This is a genomic window from Idiomarina sp. OT37-5b (assembly GCF_002968395.1).
Classification (GTDB): domain Bacteria; phylum Pseudomonadota; class Gammaproteobacteria; order Enterobacterales; family Alteromonadaceae; genus Idiomarina; species Idiomarina aquatica.
The window spans coordinates 1,597,122-1,617,838 of sequence record NZ_CP027188.1 but is presented as its reverse complement, the minus strand read 5'-3'; the positions used below and the strand labels follow the sequence as shown (position 1 = coordinate 1,617,838).

At 50.7% G+C, this 20,717-nt stretch carries 20 protein-coding genes; 18 read left to right on the top strand and 2 right to left on the bottom strand.

All coding sequences use genetic code 11. The features are described 5' to 3' along the window. Window positions 1-233: 233 nt before the first annotated feature. Window positions 234-1,514 carry a citrate synthase gene (gene gltA, locus C5610_RS07530; RefSeq protein WP_105306644.1) on the bottom strand — a complete coding sequence of 427 codons (1,281 nt, stop codon included), beginning with the start codon at window positions 1,512-1,514 and terminating at the stop codon, window positions 234-236. A gap of 346 nt (window positions 1,515-1,860) precedes the next feature. Here gltA and sdhC point away from each other — a divergent pair, with 346 nt between their 5' ends. The 13 genes from sdhC (at window position 1,861) to C5610_RS07465 (ending at window position 17,032) form a co-directional block, all read left to right on the top strand. Beyond that, entirely contained in the window at window positions 1,861-2,235 is a 375-nt protein-coding gene (sdhC, locus tag C5610_RS07525; RefSeq protein WP_105306643.1) for a succinate dehydrogenase, cytochrome b556 subunit, read from the top strand. Continuing rightward, window positions 2,229-2,576 (top strand): succinate dehydrogenase, hydrophobic membrane anchor protein, encoded by a 348-nt coding sequence (sdhD, locus tag C5610_RS07520; RefSeq protein WP_105306642.1) that lies wholly within the window; start codon window positions 2,229-2,231, stop codon window positions 2,574-2,576. The genes sdhC and sdhD overlap by 7 nt, the downstream gene beginning before the upstream one ends. 57 nt (window positions 2,577-2,633) lie before the next feature. Continuing rightward, entirely contained in the window at window positions 2,634-4,343 is a 1,710-nt protein-coding gene (gene sdhA / locus C5610_RS07515) for a succinate dehydrogenase flavoprotein subunit (protein ID WP_410054416.1), read from the top strand. 13 nt (window positions 4,344-4,356) lie between these two features. Next, window positions 4,357-5,070 carry a succinate dehydrogenase iron-sulfur subunit gene (locus C5610_RS07510; RefSeq protein WP_105306640.1) on the top strand — a complete coding sequence of 238 codons (714 nt, stop codon included), beginning with the start codon at window positions 4,357-4,359 and terminating at the stop codon, window positions 5,068-5,070. 91 nt (window positions 5,071-5,161) lie between these two features. Next, window positions 5,162-7,966, top strand: a complete 2,805-nt coding sequence (locus tag C5610_RS07505) for a 2-oxoglutarate dehydrogenase E1 component (protein ID WP_105306639.1) — start codon at window positions 5,162-5,164, stop codon at window positions 7,964-7,966. A 13-nt stretch (window positions 7,967-7,979) separates the two neighbouring features. Continuing rightward, window positions 7,980-9,515 (top strand): 2-oxoglutarate dehydrogenase complex dihydrolipoyllysine-residue succinyltransferase, encoded by a 1,536-nt coding sequence (odhB, locus tag C5610_RS07500; RefSeq protein WP_105306638.1) that lies wholly within the window; start codon window positions 7,980-7,982, stop codon window positions 9,513-9,515. 138 nt (window positions 9,516-9,653) lie between these two features. Further along, window positions 9,654-10,820 carry an ADP-forming succinate--CoA ligase subunit beta gene (gene sucC / locus C5610_RS07495; RefSeq protein ID WP_105306637.1) on the top strand — a complete coding sequence of 389 codons (1,167 nt, stop codon included), beginning with the start codon at window positions 9,654-9,656 and terminating at the stop codon, window positions 10,818-10,820. After that, window positions 10,820-11,692, top strand: coding sequence for a succinate--CoA ligase subunit alpha (sucD, locus tag C5610_RS07490; RefSeq protein WP_105306636.1), 873 nt, complete (start codon window positions 10,820-10,822; stop codon window positions 11,690-11,692). Before sucC ends, sucD begins: the two co-directional genes overlap by 1 nt. 181 nt (window positions 11,693-11,873) lie before the next feature. Continuing rightward, the gene (locus tag C5610_RS07485; RefSeq protein ID WP_105306635.1) at window positions 11,874-12,869 is read left to right on the top strand and encodes a response regulator; all 996 of its coding nucleotides are present in this window, start codon (window positions 11,874-11,876) and stop codon (window positions 12,867-12,869) included. After that, window positions 12,862-13,827: a GGDEF domain-containing protein gene (locus tag C5610_RS07480; protein WP_105306634.1), complete on the top strand. Its 966-nt coding sequence runs from the start codon at window positions 12,862-12,864 to the stop codon at window positions 13,825-13,827. Before C5610_RS07485 ends, C5610_RS07480 begins: the two co-directional genes overlap by 8 nt. A gap of 96 nt (window positions 13,828-13,923) precedes the next feature. Then, entirely contained in the window at window positions 13,924-15,162 is a 1,239-nt protein-coding gene (locus C5610_RS07475; RefSeq protein WP_105306633.1) for an acyl-CoA dehydrogenase family protein, read from the top strand. After that, window positions 15,152-16,234: a phosphotransferase family protein gene (locus C5610_RS07470; protein ID WP_105306632.1), complete on the top strand. Its 1,083-nt coding sequence runs from the start codon at window positions 15,152-15,154 to the stop codon at window positions 16,232-16,234. Before C5610_RS07475 ends, C5610_RS07470 begins: the two co-directional genes overlap by 11 nt. A gap of 27 nt (window positions 16,235-16,261) precedes the next feature. Continuing rightward, on the top strand, window positions 16,262-17,032 hold the full coding sequence (locus C5610_RS07465; protein WP_105306631.1) for an SDR family oxidoreductase: 771 nt from the start codon (window positions 16,262-16,264) through the stop codon (window positions 17,030-17,032). Here C5610_RS07465 and C5610_RS07460 read toward each other — a convergent pair. Continuing rightward, a complete protein-coding gene (locus C5610_RS07460) occupies window positions 17,029-17,487 on the bottom strand; it encodes a hypothetical protein (RefSeq protein ID WP_105306630.1) in 459 nt (152 codons plus the stop codon). The two genes, C5610_RS07465 and C5610_RS07460, sit on opposite strands and share 4 nt — an antisense overlap. An 80-nt stretch (window positions 17,488-17,567) precedes the next feature. On the opposite strand from C5610_RS07460, the gene C5610_RS07455 reads away from it, so the two are divergent. From C5610_RS07455 to C5610_RS07435, 5 genes are read left to right on the top strand one after another with little or no spacing between them, the layout of a single operon-like run. Beyond that, window positions 17,568-17,828 carry a hypothetical protein gene (locus C5610_RS07455; RefSeq protein ID WP_105306629.1) on the top strand — a complete coding sequence of 87 codons (261 nt, stop codon included), beginning with the start codon at window positions 17,568-17,570 and terminating at the stop codon, window positions 17,826-17,828. 13 nt (window positions 17,829-17,841) lie between these two features. Beyond that, entirely contained in the window at window positions 17,842-18,237 is a 396-nt protein-coding gene (locus tag C5610_RS07450) for a hypothetical protein (RefSeq protein WP_105306628.1), read from the top strand. Between the two features lie 20 nt (window positions 18,238-18,257). After that, window positions 18,258-19,037, top strand: coding sequence for a 5-oxoprolinase subunit PxpA (locus C5610_RS07445; RefSeq protein ID WP_187346258.1), 780 nt, complete (start codon window positions 18,258-18,260; stop codon window positions 19,035-19,037). A 1-nt stretch (window position 19,038) separates the two neighbouring features. Further along, a complete protein-coding gene (gene pxpB / locus C5610_RS07440; protein ID WP_105306627.1) occupies window positions 19,039-19,746 on the top strand; it encodes a 5-oxoprolinase subunit PxpB in 708 nt (235 codons plus the stop codon). Then, complete coding sequence (locus C5610_RS07435; protein ID WP_105306626.1) at window positions 19,739-20,677, top strand: biotin-dependent carboxyltransferase family protein; 939 nt, start codon at window positions 19,739-19,741, stop codon at window positions 20,675-20,677. Before pxpB ends, C5610_RS07435 begins: the two co-directional genes overlap by 8 nt. Window positions 20,678-20,717: the final 40 nt, after the last annotated feature.

The window sequence follows — 20,717 nt, the reverse complement described above, 5'->3', positions numbered from 1 at the left end:
CGCGAAAATTGCGCTGTATTATAATTAAATTGAGTCGATATTGCACGAAAACAAAGGAATATAATCGTTCGAGGTCGAACGAGTAGGGGCGTGATGACCGGTTAGCATGGCGCCAGACACTTTCTCAAACAGAGCCATCAAATCCCCTTATCGCCATATCGTTTCTACCGCCGGCATGAAAAAAGGACATAAAAAAAGCGCCCGCAGGGGCGCTTTTTGGCAATCTCAGCAGATTACTTTTTGATTGGGTTGAACGTGCGTTCGGTATGACCGGTATACAACTGACGAGGACGGCCGATTTTCTGGCTTTCTTCGCTCATCATCTCGTGCCAGTGTGATACCCAGCCGACGGTACGCGATAATGCGAAGATTACCGTGAACATGTTGGTTGGGATACCAATCGCTTTCAGCACGATGCCTGAGTAGAAGTCGACGTTCGGGAACAATTTCTTCTCGACGAAGTAGTCGTCTTCCAGCGCGATGCGCTCCAGTTCCATGGCTACGTCCAACAATGGATCGTCGCGGTTCAGTTCTTTCAGTACTTCGTGGCATGACTCGCGCATAACCGTTGCACGCGGATCCATGTTTTTGTAAACACGGTGACCGAAGCCCATTAGACGGAACGGGTCGTTCTTGTCTTTGGCTTTCTCAATGTACTTCGGAATGTTTTCAACCGAGCCGATTTCTGCCAGCATACGCAGGCAGGCTTCGTTAGCGCCACCGTGAGCTGGTCCCCACAGTGATGCCACCCCAGCGGCGATACACGCGTAAGGGTTAGCGCCTGAAGAGCCGGCCAAACGAACGGTCGAGGTTGACGCGTTTTGTTCGTGATCAGCATGCAAGATGAAGATACGATCCATGGCCTTGGCAACGGCTGGGCTGATTTCATAGTCTTCAGCCGGTACTGAGAACATCATGTTAAGGAAGTTCTCGGCGTAGCCCAGGTCGTTACGTGGGTAAACAAACGGTTGACCGATGCTGAACTTGTAAGCCATCGCAGCAATCGTCGGGATTTTTGCGATCAGGCGGTAAGCACTGCGCAGGCGTTGGTCCGCATCATGAATGTCCAGATCATCGTGATAGAACGATGACAATGCGCCAGTAACCGCACATAACATTGCCATTGGGTGCGCATCGCGGCGGAAACCGTTAAAGAAGTTGTGTAAGCCCTGATGCACCATGGTGTGCTTGGTGATGGTCTTTTTAAACTTCTGGTATTCGTCTGAGGTTGGCGCTTCACCGTGTAACAACATGTAGCAGACTTCCAGGTAATCTGCTTTTGTTGCCAGCTCACCGATTGGGTAGCCGCGGTGTAACAACATGCCTTGTTCGCCGTCGATATAGGTGATAGCCGACTCGCAAGAGCCTGTTGCCAGAAAGCCTGGATCAAAGGTGAAATAACCATGTTTTCCAAGAGTGCGGACATCGACTACATCTTTACCGGCAGTAGGTGATAACACCGGCAGTTCGATTGACTGTCCATCAATCTGTAAGGTGGCTTTACGATCAGCCATAAGGAATTCTCCTTGCTTCTACTTTTGAAAAAGTGCGCTAATTTAACTCGAAACTGGTGCCAAATGTCAATTTTTGTAAAGGCGGTTAGATCAAATAGACAACCTTTATACGGTGCAGACATGAAAACAAGATTACAGTTACCGTGGGAAAATTAACCAAGTTAGACTTTAGTCTTATTTACCTCAATAAATCCAAAACTTGTGCGTTTACGTTCCTTGTTTTGTCATTGTAATTGCTCATCAGGCTAGATATACTCACTGCCGTCGAGGTGGCATTGAAGTATACTGCAAATGCCCCGAGCAATCTTTTACATTTCTTTAGTGCTTTATTAAAAGGCAATCTATCGTGAAAAAAGAAAGACCTGTAAATTTAGATTTATCAACCATTCAACTTCCTGCCGCTGCCAAAGCATCCATTATTCACCGTGTTTCTGGTGTGGTTATGTTGATTGCACTGGCCTTCCTGATTTGGGCTTTTGCTACATCTTTATCTGGCCCCGAAGGTTTTGCACACGTCGAAAGCCTGATGACCAGCTTTGTCGCTAAGTTCATTGGCTGGGGTATTTTGACAGCGTTAGGATTCCACCTAATCATCGGTGTTCGCCACTGGGTGATGGATTTAGGTCACTGGGAAGAGCTTGAGTCAGGCCGTGCCAGCGCCAATATTTTCATCGTTCTGTCGATCATCTGGGCTGTACTGGTAGGAGTTTGGTTATGGTAAAAGCAGCTGGAACTTTTGGACGTAGCGGCTCGCATGACTACATCTTGTTGCGCGCTTCTTCGATCATTATTTTTCTATTCACTCTGTTCATGGTTGGCTTTTTCGCTGCTACCGCGGACGTCACTTACGAAAACTGGAGTGGATTGTTTGCCAATGTGTGGATGAAAGTGTTCACCTTGTTAACCCTGACGGCGGTGCTGATCCATGGTTGGATTGGAATTTGGCAGGTACTGACCGACTACGTTAAGGCGTCAGGCGTACGTGCTTTCATTCAATTCGTGTTCAGCGTCGGTTTGATCGTCGTTTGGCTCACTGGCTTGTTTGTACTGTGGGGTGCTTAAGTGAACGTTAAAACTTTAGAATTTGATGCAGTGGTGATCGGTGCCGGCGGTGCTGGCATGCGTGCAGCGCTGCAAATTTCACAAGAAGGTTTGAGCTGTGCGTTGATGTCGAAAGTGTTTCCAACGCGCTCTCACACCGTTTCTGCGCAGGGTGGTATTACGGTTGCGCTGGGTAACGCGCACGAAGACGACTGGCAGTGGCACATGTTTGATACCGTCAAAGGTTCAGACTATATCGGTGACCAAGATGCCATCGAGTATATGTGTAAAGCGGGTCCTGAAGCCATCCTGGAAATGGAAAACCTGGGCTTACCGTTCTCTCGTTTTGAAAACGGTAAAATTTACCAGCGTCCGTTTGGCGGCCAATCGAAAGAATTCGGTGGCGAGCAGGCGGCACGTACTGCAGCTGCCGCTGACCGTACCGGCCATGCGTTGCTGCACTTGCTCTATCAGCAAAACGTAAAAAACAAAACCACCGTTTTCTCTGAGTGGTATGCACTGGATATCGTTAAAAACCAGGACGGTGCCGTTGTTGGTGTAACCACAATGGATATAGAATCGGGTGAAGTCTACTTCGTAAAAGCCAAAGCGGTCGTTCTGGCAACCGGTGGTGCCGGTCGTATTTATGCGTCGACCACTAACGCGCACATCAATACCGGCGACGGTGTTGGTATGGCGTTGCGTGCCGGGGTTCCGGTGCAAGATATGGAAATGTGGCAGTTCCACCCAACCGGTATCGCCGGTGCGGGCTCTCTGGTAACCGAAGGTTGCCGTGGCGAAGGTGGCTATTTGCTGAACAAAGACGGCGAACGCTTCATGGAGCGTTATGCGCCGAACGCAAAAGATTTGGCGTCACGTGACGTTGTTTCGCGTGCAATGATGACCGAGATCCGCGAAGGCCGTGGTTGTGAAGGCCCGTGGGGCACGCACATTAAACTGAAGCTGGATCACTTAGGTAAAGAAACTTTAGAAAGCCGTCTACCGGGCGTGTGTGACCTGTCACGTACGTTTGCACACGTTGACCCAGTGAAAGAACCGATTCCGGTTATTCCAACCTGTCACTACATGATGGGTGGTATTCCAACGGATATCCACGGTCAGGTACTGACGGTGGATGATAACGGCCAGACCTCACACGTGAAAGGCTTGTTTGCCTGCGGTGAAATCGCCTGTGTATCAGTACACGGCGCTAACCGGCTTGGCGGTAACTCGTTGCTGGACCTGGTGGTATTCGGTCGTTCTACCGGTATGCACCTGGGTGAAAACCTGGCGGCGAATGTTGAAGCCCGCGAAGCCAGTGCCGACGATGTCGATGCAGCACTCGCACGTTTCAACCGTTGGGAAAACACGCAGAAAGGTGAAGACCCGGCACAAATCAAGAAAGATTTGCAGCAGTGCATGCAGATGAACTTCTCGGTATTCCGTGAAGGCGAAGCGATGAAAGAGGGCTTAACCGAGCTACGTGAAATCCGTGAGCGTCTGAAAAATGCACGTCTGGATGACACGTCGAAAGAATTCAACACGCAACGCGTTGAGTGCTTAGAGCTGGATAACCTGATGGAAACGGCTTACTCAACCGCCGTGGCTGCAAGCTTCCGTACTGAAAGTCGTGGCGCACACAGCCGTGCTGATTATCCGGATCGTGATGATGAGAACTGGTTGGTTCACACCATTTATCGTCCGGAAAAAGAAGACATGGTGACTCGCGAAGTCAATATGGCACCGAAGTTGCGTGAGGCTTTCCCTCCGAAAGCTCGTACCTACTAAGTTGGAGGGTGATATGAAAACGTATACATTTTCAATTTATCGCTACAACCCTGACGTCGATAACGCTCCTCATATGAAGGAGTACACGTTGGAAGTTGAAGATAATCAGGATTTGATGGTGCTTGAAGCACTGATCAAATTAAAAGAGCAAGATCCGACGTTAGCCTTCCGTCGTTCTTGCCGTGAGGGCGTATGCGGCTCTGACGGTATGAACATTAACGGTAAAAATGGCCTGGCTTGTATTACGCATCTGTCCGAGTTGAAATCGAATAAGATCGTTATCCGTCCATTACCAGGGTTACCGGTTATTCGTGACCTAATCGTGGACATGAGCCAGTTCTACAAGCAGTACGAGAAGATTAAGCCGTATTTGATCAACGATGACAAAACGCCACCTGCGCGTGAGCGTCTGCAGTCACCGGAAGACCGTGCTAAGCTTGATGGACTGTATGAATGTATCCTGTGTGCATGTTGTTCAACCTCATGCCCATCGTTCTGGTGGAATCCGGATAAATTCGTAGGTCCGGCCGGCCTACTACACGCTTATCGATTCTTGATCGACAGTCGTGATACGGCTACTGAAGAGCGCCTCGATGAATTGGACGATGCCTTTAGCGTCTTCCGTTGTCACGGTATCATGAACTGTGTCAATGTTTGTCCTAAAGGTCTTAACCCAACCAAGGCGATCGGTCACATCAAATCGATGTTGCTGAGCCGAGCGGTTTAACAGGAACAAACGATTGATGTTGTGAATAGCCATCCCAAGTCGGGTGGCTATTCTTTCATAGTTTGAGCAGAATGAGTGGAAAGGAAACGCAATGCAAGAGGGTGTAATGCGTGAATGGCTAGAATCTTCGCATCTAGCCGGAGGCAACGTCGCTTATATCGAACAACTGTTCGAGGCGTACCTCGATGATCCAACTGCAGTGAGTGATGAGTGGCGTAAACTGTTTGATTCGTTACCAAAAACTGACAGTGCAGTTGATGTTAAGCTGAGTGATGTTCGTGATGAGTTTCGAACACTTGCGAAAAACAAGCTTAAGCAAACAGGCACTGGCAGTGCTTCAGCCGATCAAAAACAAGTCAAAGTCCTGCAGCTGATAAACGCGTATCGTTTCCGCGGTCATCAACACGCAAATCTCGACCCGCTTGGATTGTGGAAGCAAGACAATGTTCCTGATTTGTCGCTTGATTTTCATGGTTTGACCAAAGACGATCTGGAACGCGAATTTAACGTGGGGTCGTTGGCCGTTGGCAGCGAAACCATGAAGTTGAAAGACATCCACAGCGCGCTGGAGTCAATCTACTGTGGTTCTGTCGGTGCCGAATACATGCACATTGTATCGACCGAAGAGAAGCGCTGGATTCAACAACGCCTAGAAGGTGTGCGTGGACAGCCTAAATTCAGCAAAGATCAACAGGTAAAAATTCTTCGCGAACTGATTTCTGCCGATGGTCTGGAAAAATACCTCGGTTCTAAATTCCCGGGCGCGAAACGTTTTTCACTGGAAGGTGGCGATAGCCTGGTGCCGTTGCTTAAAGCTCTGATTACCCGTTCGGGCGAGCAGGGCGCAAAGGAAGTTGTCATTGGTATGGCACACCGTGGTCGCCTCAACGTATTGGTTAACGTGCTGGGTAAAAAGCCACAGGATCTGTTTGACGAATTTGCCGGTAAACACAGCAATAACAAAGGCTCGGGTGATGTTAAGTATCACATGGGCTTCTCGTCTGACTTTGAAACGCCGGGCGGCGATGTCCACTTGGCTCTTGCTTTTAACCCGTCGCATCTGGAAATTGTTAACCCGGTAGTAATGGGTTCGGTGCGAGCGCGTATGGATCGGTTACAGGATCCAGAGGGCAAGAAAGTCCTGCCGATTACCATCCACGGCGATTCCGCCATTGCCGGACAGGGTGTGGTGCAGGAAACCTTTAACATGTCACAGACCCGTGCGTATCAGGTCGGTGGCTCGGTTCGAATCGTCATCAATAACCAGGTTGGTTTCACCACCTCGAAACGCGAAGATGCGCGTTCGACGCAGTATTGTACGGATATTGCGAAAATGGTGCAGGCGCCAATTTTCCACGTTAATGCTGATGACCCCGAAGCGGTTGTGTTTGTTACGCAATTGGCTTTGGATTATCGCAACACCTTTAAACGTGACGTTGTGATTGACTTGGTCTGTTACCGCCGTCATGGTCACAACGAGGCTGATGAGCCAAGCGCAACACAGCCATTGATGTACGCCAAAGTTAAGAAACACCCGGTTGCGCGCGAATTGTACGCGGAAAAACTGGCGTCGAGTAACGCTGTTTCTCAAGACGATGCTAAGCAGTGGGTTCAGGATTACCGTGATGCCTTAGATAAAGGCGAAGTGGTGGTTGACGAGCATCGCCCAATGCGTCAGCACTCGGTTGATTGGACGCCATACATCGGTAATGACTGGGATGTTGAGTACGACTACAAAGTTGATAGCGACACGCTCAAGCAATTAGGCGAGAAAATCGCGTCGTACCCGCAGGAACACAAGCTGAACTCGCGCGTGGCGAAGGTTTATCAGGAACGCCAAAAAATGGCCAAAGGCGAAAAGCCAATGGACTGGGGCTTTGCTGAGAGTCTTGCCTACGCGACACTGGTGAATGACAACATTCATATTCGTTTGACCGGTCAGGACTCGGGGCGTGGTACGTTCTTCCATCGTCACGCGGTGTTGCACAACCAAGACGATGCCAGTACTTATATGCCGCTGAATCACATCAAAGACGATCAGGGCAAAATTGAAATTTACGATTCAGTACTGTCAGAAGCGGCGGTATTGGCGTTTGAATACGGATATGCAACCGCGGAACCGAAATCACTGATCATGTGGGAAGCACAGTTTGGTGACTTCGCCAATGGCGCCCAGGTGGTTATCGACCAATTCCTGAGCTCCGGTGAGCAAAAGTGGGGACGTTTGTGTGGTTTAACGTTATTGTTGCCACATGGCTATGAAGGTCAAGGACCTGAGCACTCGTCCGCGCGGTTGGAGCGATTCCTGCAGTTGTCTGCGGATCATAACTGGTCTGTTTGTGTGCCGACAACGCCGGCACAGGTATTCCACATGATTCGTCGTCAGCAGTTACGGCCGGTACGTCGTCCGTTGGTTGTGATGACACCGAAATCCTTGTTGCGTCATCCATTAGCGATTTCTGAAATGGATGATTTGGCAAATACCGGCTTCCAGAACGCCATCGCCGAGATCGACGATTTAGATCCGAAGAAGGTAAAACGCGTTGTGATGTGTGCAGGTAAGGTGTACTACGATCTGTTGCAAGAGCGTCGTAATCGCGAACAGGATGATGTTGCCATTATCCGTATTGAACAACTGTATCCGTTCCCGGCTGAAGAAGTGGCCGAGATCATGAAAGATTATCAGCACGTCAAAGATTTTGTTTGGTGTCAGGAAGAGCCTCAGAACCAGGGTGCCTGGTATAGCAGCCAGCATCATTTCTGGGCGGCCATTCCGTCTGGTGCTCAATTAACTTACCGAGGTCGTGAAGCATCTGCGGCACCGGCTGTCGGTTACTTATCCGAGCACAACAAGCAACAACAAAAACTCGTTGACGAAGCGCTAACCATTAAATAGGTGAAGATGAACCATGGCGATTGATATTAAAGTTCCTCAATTACCCGAATCTGTTGCCGATGCCACCATCGCAACATGGCACGTAAAACCTGGCGATAAAGTGTCGCGTGACCAGAATCTGGTTGACATCGAAACCGACAAGGTAGTGCTGGAAGTTGTTGCAGAAGCTGACGGTGTGTTAGGCGAAATTATTGCCGACGAAGGCACCACGGTGACGGCAGAGGAAGTGATTGGTAAAATTGAAGAAGGCGACGCAGCTGCTGCCGAAGAGTCTAAGTCTGACGCTAAATCAGACGAAAAATCGGCACAGCAAGACAGCAAAACTGACAGCGGCTCCGACAACAAAGGCAGTGGCGAGAAGCTGAACGTAACCGTACCTCAGTTGCCGGAATCGGTTTCCGACGCGACCATCTCTGCATGGCATGTGAAAGAAGGCGATGCGGTTAAACGTGATCAGAATCTGGTTGATATTGAAACCGATAAAGTGGTGCTGGAAGTGGTTGCACCCGCTGACGGCGTATTGGTCGAAATCAAACACGATGAAGGCGCAACCGTTGGCGCTGATGATGTTATTGGTATCGTTGAAGCGGGAGCCAGCGCTGACAGCAAAGCGGACGCGAAAGCGGACACATCAGCGGACAATAAAGACGCTGACGAAGGCGACAGCGAAGTTGCCGGTCCGGCAGTACGCCGTTTATTGGGTGAGCACGGACTTAAGCCAAGTGACGTTAAGGGCACGGGCAAAGGTGGTCGTGTGACCAAAGAAGATGTTGAAAAACACATCAAAGGTCAGTCGGCTAAATCAGAGCAAAGCAGCAAGCCACAGGCACAGCCTGCGACAGCCGGTGATCGTGATCAAAAACGTGTACCAATGACGCGTTTGCGTAAGCGGATTGCTGAGCGATTATTGCAAGCTAAGAACGACACCGCCATGTTGACGACCTTTAACGAGATCAACATGAAGCCGATCATGGACTTACGTAAAAAGTACAAAGACGTGTTTGAAGAAACACACGGTACGCGTCTTGGCTTTATGGGCTTTTACGTGAAAGCGGTAACCGAAGCACTGAAACGCTTCCCTGACGTTAACGCATCCATTGACGGTGACGACATCGTATACCACAACTACTTTGACGTCAGTATTGCGGTATCAACGCCACGTGGCCTGGTAACGCCGGTATTGCGCGACACCGACAAAATGTCCATTGCGGACATGGAAAACGGTATTCGCGATCTGGCCATTAAAGGCCGTGACGGTAAGTTGACGCTGGAAGAAATGCAAGGCGGTAACTTCACCATCACTAACGGTGGTGTGTTTGGCTCACTGTTGTCGACACCTATTCTTAACCCACCACAAAGCGCGATTCTGGGTATGCATAAAATCCAGGAGCGTCCAATGGTGGTGGACGGTAAGATTGAAATCTTGCCAATGATGTACTTAGCTCTGTCTTATGACCATCGTATTATCGACGGTAAAGAATCGGTAGGCTTCCTGGTCACCGTTAAAGAGCTACTAGAAGATCCTCAACGTCTTATCCTGGATATCTAAAGACGCTGAGCCGCAGCCGCAACGTCAATTTTGACTTGCGGCTGTTATTTTTGTGCCGTTTTCGTTAAAATTCGGCGCGGTATTCGGGTAAGCAGCAGGTAAGCTGCTTTTGTTGTTTCAACGAATCGGAAGAGCATCATGAATTTGCATGAGTATCAGGGTAAGCAACTCTTTAAAGAGTTTGGTTTGCCAGTATCTGAAGGTTTTGCCTGTGACACAGCTGATGAAGCTGTCGAAGCAGCAAAGCGTATTGGCGGTGACACTTGGGTTGTAAAATGTCAGGTTCACGCAGGTGGCCGTGGTAAAGCGGGCGGCGTGAAGTTGGTTAAGAGCCTGGATGACGTACGTGCGTTTGCAGAGCAGTGGTTAGGTAAAAACTTAGTAACTTTCCAGACCGACGAAAAAGGTCAGCCGGTTGCTAAGATTTTAGTTGAAAGCTGCACCGACATCGCTGACGAACTGTACCTGGGTGCAGTGGTTGACCGTGGTTCACGTAAAATCGTGTTCATGGCGTCAACAGAAGGCGGCGTAGAAATCGAGAAAGTTGCAGAAGAAACGCCGGAAAAAATTCTTAAAGCGGAAATCGACCCAACCGTAGGCGCACAGCCTTACCAAGGTCGTGAACTGGGCTTTAAACTGGGCCTGACCCCGGATCAAGTGAAGCAGTTCACGAAGATCTTCCTGGGTCTTGCTGAAATGTTCGAAAAATACGACCTGGCGTTGTTAGAAATCAACCCATTGGTTATCACGGACGAAGGCAACCTGCACTGTCTGGACGCGAAAGTCGGAATCGACAGCAACGCGCTGTATCGTCAGCCTAAGATCCGCGAAATGCACGATCCTTCACAGGACGACGCGCGTGAAGCTGAAGCGGCGAAATGGGAACTGAACTACGTAGCACTTGATGGCAACATCGGCTGTATGGTTAACGGTGCCGGCCTGGCAATGGGTACCATGGACATCGTTAAGCTGAGCGGTGGCGAGCCTGCTAACTTCCTTGACGTTGGTGGCGGTGCGACCAAAGAACGTGTTTCTGAAGCGTTCAAAATCATCCTGTCTGACAGCTCTGTGAAAGCCGTATTGGTTAACATCTTCGGTGGTATCGTACGTTGCGATATGATCGCAGAAGGTATCATCGGCGCGGTTGAAGAAGTCGGCGTTAAAGTACCAGTAGTTGTTCGCCTTGAAGGTAACAACGCGGAACTGGGTACACAGAAATTGAACGAAAGTGGCCTTAACATTATCGCGGCAGAAAGCTTGTCTGACGCTGCTGATAAAGTGGTTGCTGCGGCAGGAGGTCAATAATGAGCATTTTGATCGATAAAAACACCAAAGTAATCTGCCAGGGTTTCACTGGCGGTCAGGGTACGTTCCACTCTGAGCAAGCAATTGCTTACGGTACGCAAATGGTTGGCGGTGTAACACCGGGTAAAGGCGGTCAAGAGCACTTAGGCCTGCCTGTATTCAACACCGTAAAAGAAGCGGTAGCGGCAACTGGCGCAACGGCATCAGTTATCTACGTACCGGCACCGTTCTGTAAAGATTCAATCATCGAAGCCGCCGACGCTGGTATCGAATTGATTGTTTGTATTACCGAAGGTATCCCTACGTTGGATATGCTGTACGTTAAAGAATACCTGACGCACAAAGGCGTGCGCATGATCGGTCCAAACTGCCCGGGTGTTATCACGCCGGACGAGTGCAAAATCGGTATCATGCCTGGCCACATCCACAAGAAAGGTAAAGTGGGTATCGTGTCACGTTCAGGTACATTGACGTACGAAGCAGTTAAGCAGACGACTGACGCTGGTTTTGGCCAGTCTACCTGTGTTGGTATCGGTGGTGACCCGATCCCTGGTTCAAACTTCATCGATATTCTGGAACTGTTCGAAAAAGATCCAGAAACTGAAGCTATCGTGATGATCGGTGAGATCGGCGGTACTGCGGAAGAAGAAGCGGCTGAGTACATCAAAAACCACGTTACTAAGCCGGTTGTGTCTTACATCGCTGGTGTTACTGCACCTCCGGGCAAACGTATGGGCCACGCTGGTGCCATCATTGCTGGCGGTAAAGGTACGGCAGACGAGAAGTTTGCTGCGCTTGAAGCGGCAGGCGTTAAAACGGTACGTAGCCTTGCCGATATCGGTAAAGCGGTTGCAGAAAAAACCGGTTGGTAAGCACTCATTCAGAGTACTAAAAACCCGGCGTTTACGCCGGGTTTTTTATTGGCTGCTCATCAGGATGCTGCGAGAGTTCCTCAAGAAGATCAAAATTCATGCAACGTAAAAGTGTTAAGATGCTGTAAATAATGCTATTTTAGCCACCCCAAGATGCTCATTTTTAAAACAAAGAACGGTCATGAAACTCGTTATATGTGATGACTCCAAGTTAGCACGCAAAAGCCTCGAGCGGGCGCTGCCGGATAACTGGGATGTGGATATTCGCTTTGCTGAGAACGGAGCTGAGGCGCTGCAACTGATCGAGCAGGGTCTGTGCGAATTATTATTGTTGGATTTAACCATGCCGGTGATGGACGGCTTCGCCGTGCTTGAAGCCATTCGTGATAACGATTTTAATTGTTTAACCATTGTGGTGTCAGGCGATGTGCAGGCGAGTTCACGTCAACGAGTGAGACAATTGGGGGCGCTGGGATTCATCAAAAAGCCCATTAATGCCAGTGAATTGACCGCGCTACTGACGGAATATGGCCTCATTCAGGAGTTACTTGGCGAGGGCCACGCCCGCGAATTAAAAGCTACGCAGCGATTGGATGCGCTTGATGTTATCAGTGAAGTGTCTAACGTGGCGTTAGGCGAAGCCGGTAGCCTGTTGTCAGAAATGCTTGGTACTGAAGTCGAACTGCCGGTGCCCAAGGTGGCGTTCAGTGACTACAGCGAACTGTTGCAAAATTTAGGCATGAACGCGCAAGCCCGGGTCAATGCGGTATCCGAAGGCTTTGTTGGCAATGCCATCGCCGGCGAAGCGATACTGTTCGTTAATAACCGCACCTACCATCAGTTACCGGAAAAGTTGGCTGACTATCATCAACACCGTTTTAGCGACGAATACCAGAGTTTACTGCTTGATGCAGCCTCGTTAATGATCGCCGGTTTTTTACAACGCTTCTCGTTGCAGTTGGATCTCGAACTGAATACCAGTCAGCCGGCGATTGTCGCACTGAATTGCCCACTTTATGACGTGTTTAAGGCGTCCGTCAAAGATAAACGGGTGCTGTTCATCGATATCGACTATCACATCCCGGCCTATGAATTCAGTTGCGACTTGCTGGTTATCTTTAGTGAGGCTTCGGGGGCTGTACTGGAAGAGCGAGCGGGGTATTTAATTGATGCGTAAAACCGAGCTGTCCGTCAACAATTTACACTGGATCTTACAGATTCTGCAGAACATCGAAGTCGGTTTGGTGGTGTTCGACCGTGACTACCGCGTCGAAGTCTGGAATGGCTTTATGGAAAACCACAGTGGTATCAGCAGCAGTAAAGCCAAAGGCGTAACGCTGTTTGAGCTACTTCCGGCGTTACCCAGAACCTGGTTCAGCTATAAAACCGAATCGGTTTTCAAGCTGGGCGTGCAGGCACACTGCAATTGGCAGCAGGAGCCGCATAGTATGGGGTTCGCGCATATTCGCCCATTCACGTCGCAGTCAGAATTGATGTTCCAGAACATCACCCTGTTTCCGCTGTTTTCCTCCGATAAAGAGGTCGAGCGGGTATGTGCGGTGATTTATGACGTGAGCGAAGAAGCAACCAATATGTTGCAGTTACAGTCATTAAGCCGTACCGATGCGTTAACGGAACTGTTTAATCGTGGCCACTGGCAAAGCTTGTTCGAGCAGGAGTACGCTCGCTGTCGTCGTTATAACGACAAGGCAGCCATTATTCTATTGGACATCGACCACTTTAAGGCGGTGAATGATAACTATGGGCACCCGGTTGGCGATAAGGCAATTCAGCTGATTGCCCAGCAGATTCGTGAAACCTACCGTGAAACAGATTTGTGTGGACGATATGGGGGTGAGGAGTTTGCCATCTTGTTACCGCATACAACGATTGATGATGCCTGCTCGGTTGCCGAACGGTTACGCCAACGGGTAGAGCAAACCACCTTTGAGTACGAGGTGGACGGTGAGCAGGGAAGTCTGTCCGTGACCATTAGCCTTGGGGTTGCTGAATTCAGCCGTGCATACAAAGATCCTGAACAATGGCTGGAGGCGGCCGACAAGGCACTCTACGAGGCTAAGGAAAGTGGCAGAAACCAGGTGCGCAAAGCGGTCGCCCCTGATCATGGTCAGTAACAGACGACGAATGGTGGGGGAAAGCCGATTAAACACTTGTTTGAAATCCAATTAGCTGTCTAGAATGGGTTATCGTTACTCATTGGGATCAGCATCATGGATTTTTCCTACAGTCAGAAAACCAAAGATTATCTGCAACGACTCGACCGCTTCATGCGCGAGTTTGTAGAGCCTTATGAAAGTCAGTATCAAAAAGAAAACTACCGCTTAAATGCCTCGTCAAACTGGCGCGATTGGCAAGTTCCCCCACGGGTTGAAGAACTCAAACAAATGGCCCGCGAGCAAGGGCTCTGGAATTTGTTTCTGCCGGACGAAAAACTGGGTGCCGGGCTGTCAACCTTGGAATACGCGCCGCTGGCAGAACGCATGGGCGGCAGCCTGCTGGCACCTGAAATTTTTAACTGTAATGCACCCGATACCGGCAATATGGAAGTGCTTTATCACTTTGGTAATAAAGCGCAGCAAAAACGCTGGTTACAACCTCTACTTGACGGCGAAATACGGTCAGTATTTTGTATGACCGAGCCGGATGTGGCGTCGTCGGATGCCACCAATATGCAGACCACCATCGTCGCTGATGGTGACGAGTGGGTGATTAACGGGCGTAAGTGGTGGAGCACCGGCCTGGGGCATCCTAACGCAGAGATCGCCATCGTCATGGGGTTAACCGACGAAGAGGCGGATAAGCACCAGCGTCATTCTATGATTTTGGTACCGCTCAACAGCAGCGGCGTCACCATTGAACGTATGTTACCGGCATTGGGCGAATACGACGCCCCCTACGGCCATGGTGAGGTGGTATTTGATCAGGTCAGAGTACCAAAAGATAACATCATTGTTGGCCCCGGCGCTGGTTTCAAAATTGCTCAAGGGCGCCTTGGTCCGGGTCGCATCCACCATTGCATGCGAGCGCTTGGCGCCGCCGAACGGGCATTGCAATTGTTTATTGAGCGGGGCGTGTCACGCATCGCCTTTGGTCAACCGCTGTTAAAACTGGGCGGCAACACGGAGCGTTTGGCCGATTTACGGGTAGCTATCGATCAGGCTCGTTTAATGACACTTTATGCCGCCTGGCAAATCGACAATATCGGCGCACTAAAAGCGATTAAGGAGATTTCGGCGATTAAATTGATTGCACCTTCGGTACTGCAAAAGGTGGTGGATGAAACCATGCAACTGTATGGCGGTGCGTCGATGTGCCACGATACGCCATTACCCGGACTGCTGGCGGTGGCGAAATCGTTGCGTATTGCCGACGGCCCGGATGCGGTGCATCGGGCAACCATCGCCAAAGCCGAACTGAAACAATGGCAGGGACGACAACATGACAGTTGATGTATTGGACAAAGCCAGCGAAGTCAGAGACGAGGAAACACTGCCGGTGGCGGCACTGGATGCCTGGCTGGTAGAACATATCAAGGACGAGTTGCCGCAACAGCGCGGTGAGCTGAAGGTTACTCAATACACAGGCGGTGCATCGAACTGGACCTACCGGCTTGACTATGATGGACTGGCGTTGGTGTTACGACGCCCGCCGGCCGGTACCAAGGCAAAATCAGCCCATGACATGGGGCGCGAATATCGATTGCAGAAAAAATTGCGTCCGGCCTTCCCTTATGTGCCGAACATGTTGGCGCATTGTACCGATGAGTCGGTGATTGGAGCCGAATTCTACGTGATGGAACACGTCAGTGGCATTATCCCGCGCCGGCGCTTCCCAAAGGGTCTTGAGTTGTCGCCGGAGCAGGCCAGACAGTTAAATCTGAACGCGCTGGATAAGCTGATTGAATTGCATCAGGTTGACTTAGACAGCACCGGATTGCGTAGTATTGCGAAAGGGGCTGGATACACCGAACGACAAATTAATGGCTGGTGCGGACGCTATCAAAAAGCGAAAACCTGGAATGTGTTTGGCGCCGGGCCGGTTATGCGCTGGTTGCAGGACAACAAGCCGGCGACGGAGACCATTTGTCTGACTCACAATGATTTTCGTTTAGACAACCTGATTTTGGATCCACAGCAGCCCACTGCCATCATCGGTATTCTTGACTGGGAGCTGGCAACTCTGGGCAACCCCTTGATGGATCTTGGTAATGCGCTTGCGTACTGGATTGAGGCCGGTGACGATCGTATCGCACGGGCGACAAAACGTCAGCCAAGTGATTATCCCGGCATGCTGACTCGTCAGCAAATCATTGAATACTATTGCGAGAAAACCGGGGTTAACGTTGATGATTTCGCGTTTTATGAAGTCTTCGGACTGTTTCGTTTAGCGGTCATTGCACAGCAGATCTATTACCGTTACCACCACAAACAGACTCGCAACAAAACCTTTAAAAACTTTTGGTTTTTAGTGAATTACTTGCTGTGGCGGTGTCGTCGACGGATTGCACAACAGCCAAAATAATAACAATTACAAGAGACATGGACTGATATGGAACAACAGCGTAACACCATTTTGATTACCGGAGCCAGTTCGGGGTTGGGCGAGGGCATGGCGCGGGAATTCGCCAAACAGGGAAAAAATCTGTGCCTGTGCGCGCGCCGCATTGACCGTCTGCAACAACTGCAAACTGAACTGCAGCAGAGCTATCCTGCCATCAAGGTCGGGATAAAGGTGCTGGATGTGAATCAACACGACGACGTGTTTCGTGTGTTTGATGAATTTAAACAGGAATTTGGTCAAATTGACCGTTTTATCATCAATGCCGGAATGGGCAAGGGGGCGGCGCTCGGAACCGGTTACTTTCAGGCCAATAAGGCAACCGCAGAAACCAATTTTGTTGCCGCCTTGGCACAATGCGAAGCCGCTATGAGCATACTGCGGGACCAGCAGCAGGGGCACTTAGTCACCATTTCTTCGATGAGCGCGTTTCGAGGTATGCCGCGGGCTATGACCGTTTATGCCGCGACCAAAGCCGGACTGGCGTCACTGACCGAAGGCATTCGGGCAGACTTGATGAAAAGTTATGGCAGTAACAGCCCAATCAAAGTGAGTACCATTTATCCGGGCTACATTCGTTCGGAAATCAATGAAAAGGTGAAAAACACACCCTTCATGGTCGACACCGAAACCGGTTGCCGACTGCTGGCTGCGGCCATTAATAAGGAACCGGTTAAAGCCTATGTGCCGCGCTGGCCATGGGCGTTGATGGCCTTTTTAATGAAGCGGCTGCCGCTTAAGTGGGTGCTAAAACTGACTTAATCGCTGCGGCAGCTGGCGTTGGGTTGGTTGTCAATATCGACCGCCAGTGTCTGGCTTTGGCCATTCAGGTCTTTGTAAATAAAGACCGGCTCGGCCAAATTCATTTCGCCCTTATCACCATCGTGTGCCACATGCAGTGTCTGCCGCTCTAACGTCAGTTGCAGGCACTGCGGTGAGGTGGTGGTCAGCATTCGTTGCCAGCGATCCGACGCCGGTTCAACCAGCCAAAGCTCATGTCCCTGCCAGCTTTTGTTGCTGCCTCGCTGACAATAATAGTGATGAATTTCGGCCGCGTTTTCCTCGGTTTGCAGCAAGCGTTGCATACTGCAGTCGGTGTCGTTGGGCAGCGGCGGTTCCATCGCCGTGTACTGGTATACGATGACGCTGGTCACGATAAGTGCAAAGGTTGCACCGGCAGCGAGCAAAATTAGGGCAACTTTTTTTATCAGGCTCATGTGTTGTAAAACTTTTATGGTAATGGAAAAGACGCTATCGTAATGCTACGACCAAAGAACAATAACAACAAGGAGTCTTTATGTGGCAACGTGTATCCGCCATCTTAATTACCATCATTGGCTTACTGATGGCCGTATTGGGCGTAGTCAGTGAAAACGACTCGAGCATCCGAATTATCGGTGCGGTGATTATGTTGGCAGGTGTTATCTGGTTATATCGACAACCACTGCCTTCCAAACAGCATTCGGGGGATATCCCGCCGCTGCGTTGGTATCAATCACCGTTATTGTGGCTCCCGATCATCGCTATTGTTTTATTTTTAATCAGCTTGGCACTGTAGGACCCAGCTTACAATGAATCTATCGAAACGTATTGTGATATTAGCCGGCGCTGTCGGCCTGTTTTTTTACACCGCCACACAGGATCAGTTGGTGGCCTCTATCGCCGACTATCAACTGGGTTGGTATAAGCTTGGCGTACCCATCGCCTGGGGATTGGTGTTGGGGGGCTTATTTGCCTTATTAAAGTTGCAGCGGCTGGAATCCTGGCTTGGACCCATAACCTTGGTTGCGCAGGGCATTACGACGATGGGACTGACCGGTGCGGCAGCCATTTTCGCCAAGCACCAGTTGTTGGTGTTGATGCTACCATCGTTGCAAATTGCCACCATCGGTATCGGTCTGTACCTGTTTTGTGTCAGTTTTACGCGCCTGTTCGGCGATGTCGAAGCGCGTAAAAAAGGCTCTTGATTTGTGCTAGACTGGCTGACATGAATACGACAAAGATTGCGTTAAACGCCGACATTGGTGAAAGTTTCGGCGCCTGGCAAATGGGCGCTGATGATTTACTCATGCCACACATTGACTGGGCCAATATCGCCTGTGGTTTTCACGCGTCCGATCCGCTGACCATGCTCAATACGGTTAAGCTGGCGAAACAGCACGAGGTGGTCATTGGCGCGCACCCGGCGTATCCGGATTTGGTCGGCTTCGGACGGCGGCATATGGCCTGCAAGCCCGATGAAGTTACCGCCATGGTGCAATACCAGGTAGGCGCGTTGCAAGCGATAGCGGCCGGTCAGGGGACCACGGTTGACTACGTCAAACCCCACGGTGCGCTGTATAACGACATGCTGAGTGACGGACAGACTTTTGATGCCGTCTGCACCGCCGTTGCAGCCTTACAGCAACAGCGCAGCGAACCGCTGCCACTGATGATCATGGCAACACCGGAGAATCATGCGTGGCAACAACGGGCAGAGACTCAGGGAATTACGCTGATTTTTGAGGGCTTTGCGGATCGCGCTTATGACGATAACGGACGCTTGCGTTCACGCCAGTTCAGTGATGCCGTGTATCAAAATGATGAGCAAATTTTGGAGCAGGGACGGCGTTTTAGCCAAGGTGAAGCTATCGTCAGCATCACCGGTAAACCCCTCAACATCCGCATCGATTCGTTGTGCGTGCATGGGGATAATCCGAGCGCCATTACCACCATCGAAAAACTTCGCACACTGATTCACGGAGACGAGTCACAGGAGCGCGGTTGACATGACTGAGTCGTCTTACCCTAAGGTATTGAACGCCGGTGCTGACGCGGTAATGGTTTGCTTCAGTGATCGTATCGAAGAGGCCGCGAATGAGCGGGTAACGGCATTGCAGCAACAATTACTGCACAGTGCGTTACCGCTAACCGATATGGTGCCGGCTTACTCGACCCTGATGCTGTACTATGATGTGACACAGCTGTCAGAAGCGGCGCTACGCCAAGCGCTCGAACCCATGTTGCAGGATGTCAACGACGCGCCAAGCGCGGAGGGCAGCCTGCACACTCTGGACGTTTATTATGGGGATGACGTTGGTCCGGACTGGCAGCGGGTGATGGATTCACATCATCTTAGCAAACAGGAATTGATCGAAAAACACACCGCTCAGCCGTTCCGGGTGTTTGCACTCGGGTTCGCGCCGGGGTTCGGTTACATGGGCATTCTTCCTGAGGCTTTGGTGACTCCGAGGTTGCAACGTCCACGTGAAAAAATACCGGCGGGCAGCGTCGCTGTGGCCGAGCAGCAAACCGCCGTTTATCCGGTCGACTCGCCCGGTGGCTGGAACATCATCGGCCGCACAGCAACCCCCTTGTATCAACCGGAACAAGGTATTTTGAGTGCCTTCGAGGTTGGTGACTACGTGCAGTTTCGAGCGATATCCCGACAGCAGTTTATTGAGCAGGGGGGAAATCCGGAGGCGCTGCATGATTGAAGTGATTGAACCCGGTCTGTACATGACGCTGCAGGATTTTGGTCGCTTCGGGTATCTCAGCAAAGGCTTGACCCGTGGCGGGCCGGCCGATGAACACGCGTTTTTATGGGCCAACAAATTGGTGGGTAACCGCTTTGACGCGGCACAACTGGAGATCACCCTGGGCGGCGCCCGCATACGCTTTACTGAGCCAACGCATTTTTCGGTTTGCGGTGCCGATGCCAAACTAAGCCTGGACGAACAACCGCTTAATAGCTGGCAAAGTCACAGCGCAACCGCTGGTCAAACTCTGCACATCGGGCAGGCACAGGCGGGATTGCGGATTTATCTGGCGGTTGCCGGCGGGTTTCAGGCGGAACGGCAGTGGGGCAGTGTCGCAACCGTGGCACGGGAGAAAATCGGCGGCATTCACCAAAATGGCCAGCCACTTGGATCCGGCGCAACCTTGAACACCGAAAAGAGCACGGCGGATATTGATCGGCGGGTGCCTTGGCAGTATCGTCCCGACTATTCGAAAACACCAACGTTGGGACTGATTCCCGGCAATCAGTATGAGCAGTTTCCGGATACCGTTCGTGAGGCGTTTTGTTATAACGATTTTACCGTAGACAGCAGCAGTAATCGCATGGGCGTGCGACTGAAAGGCCATAGCTTAAGCTATCAGGGCAAAGGCATTGTGTCCGAGGGCATTAACATCGGCTCTGTGCAAGTACCGCCCAACGGCGAACCGATCATTATGTTATGTGATCGTCAGACGCTCGGCGGCTATCCCAAGCTTGGTACCATCAGTCCACTGGATGTCAGCCGGTTGGCGCAATGTCGGCCCGGCGATCAGGTGCGCTTCACCCGCGTGACGATAGAGCAGGTGCAACAACAATTAGCGCGTTACTACCGCTTTTTTGATGTGCAGCTAGCTTGTCAGAACGCCTAGAAACTGCGATCATAGCGCGATACTTATCATTCTGAATGTA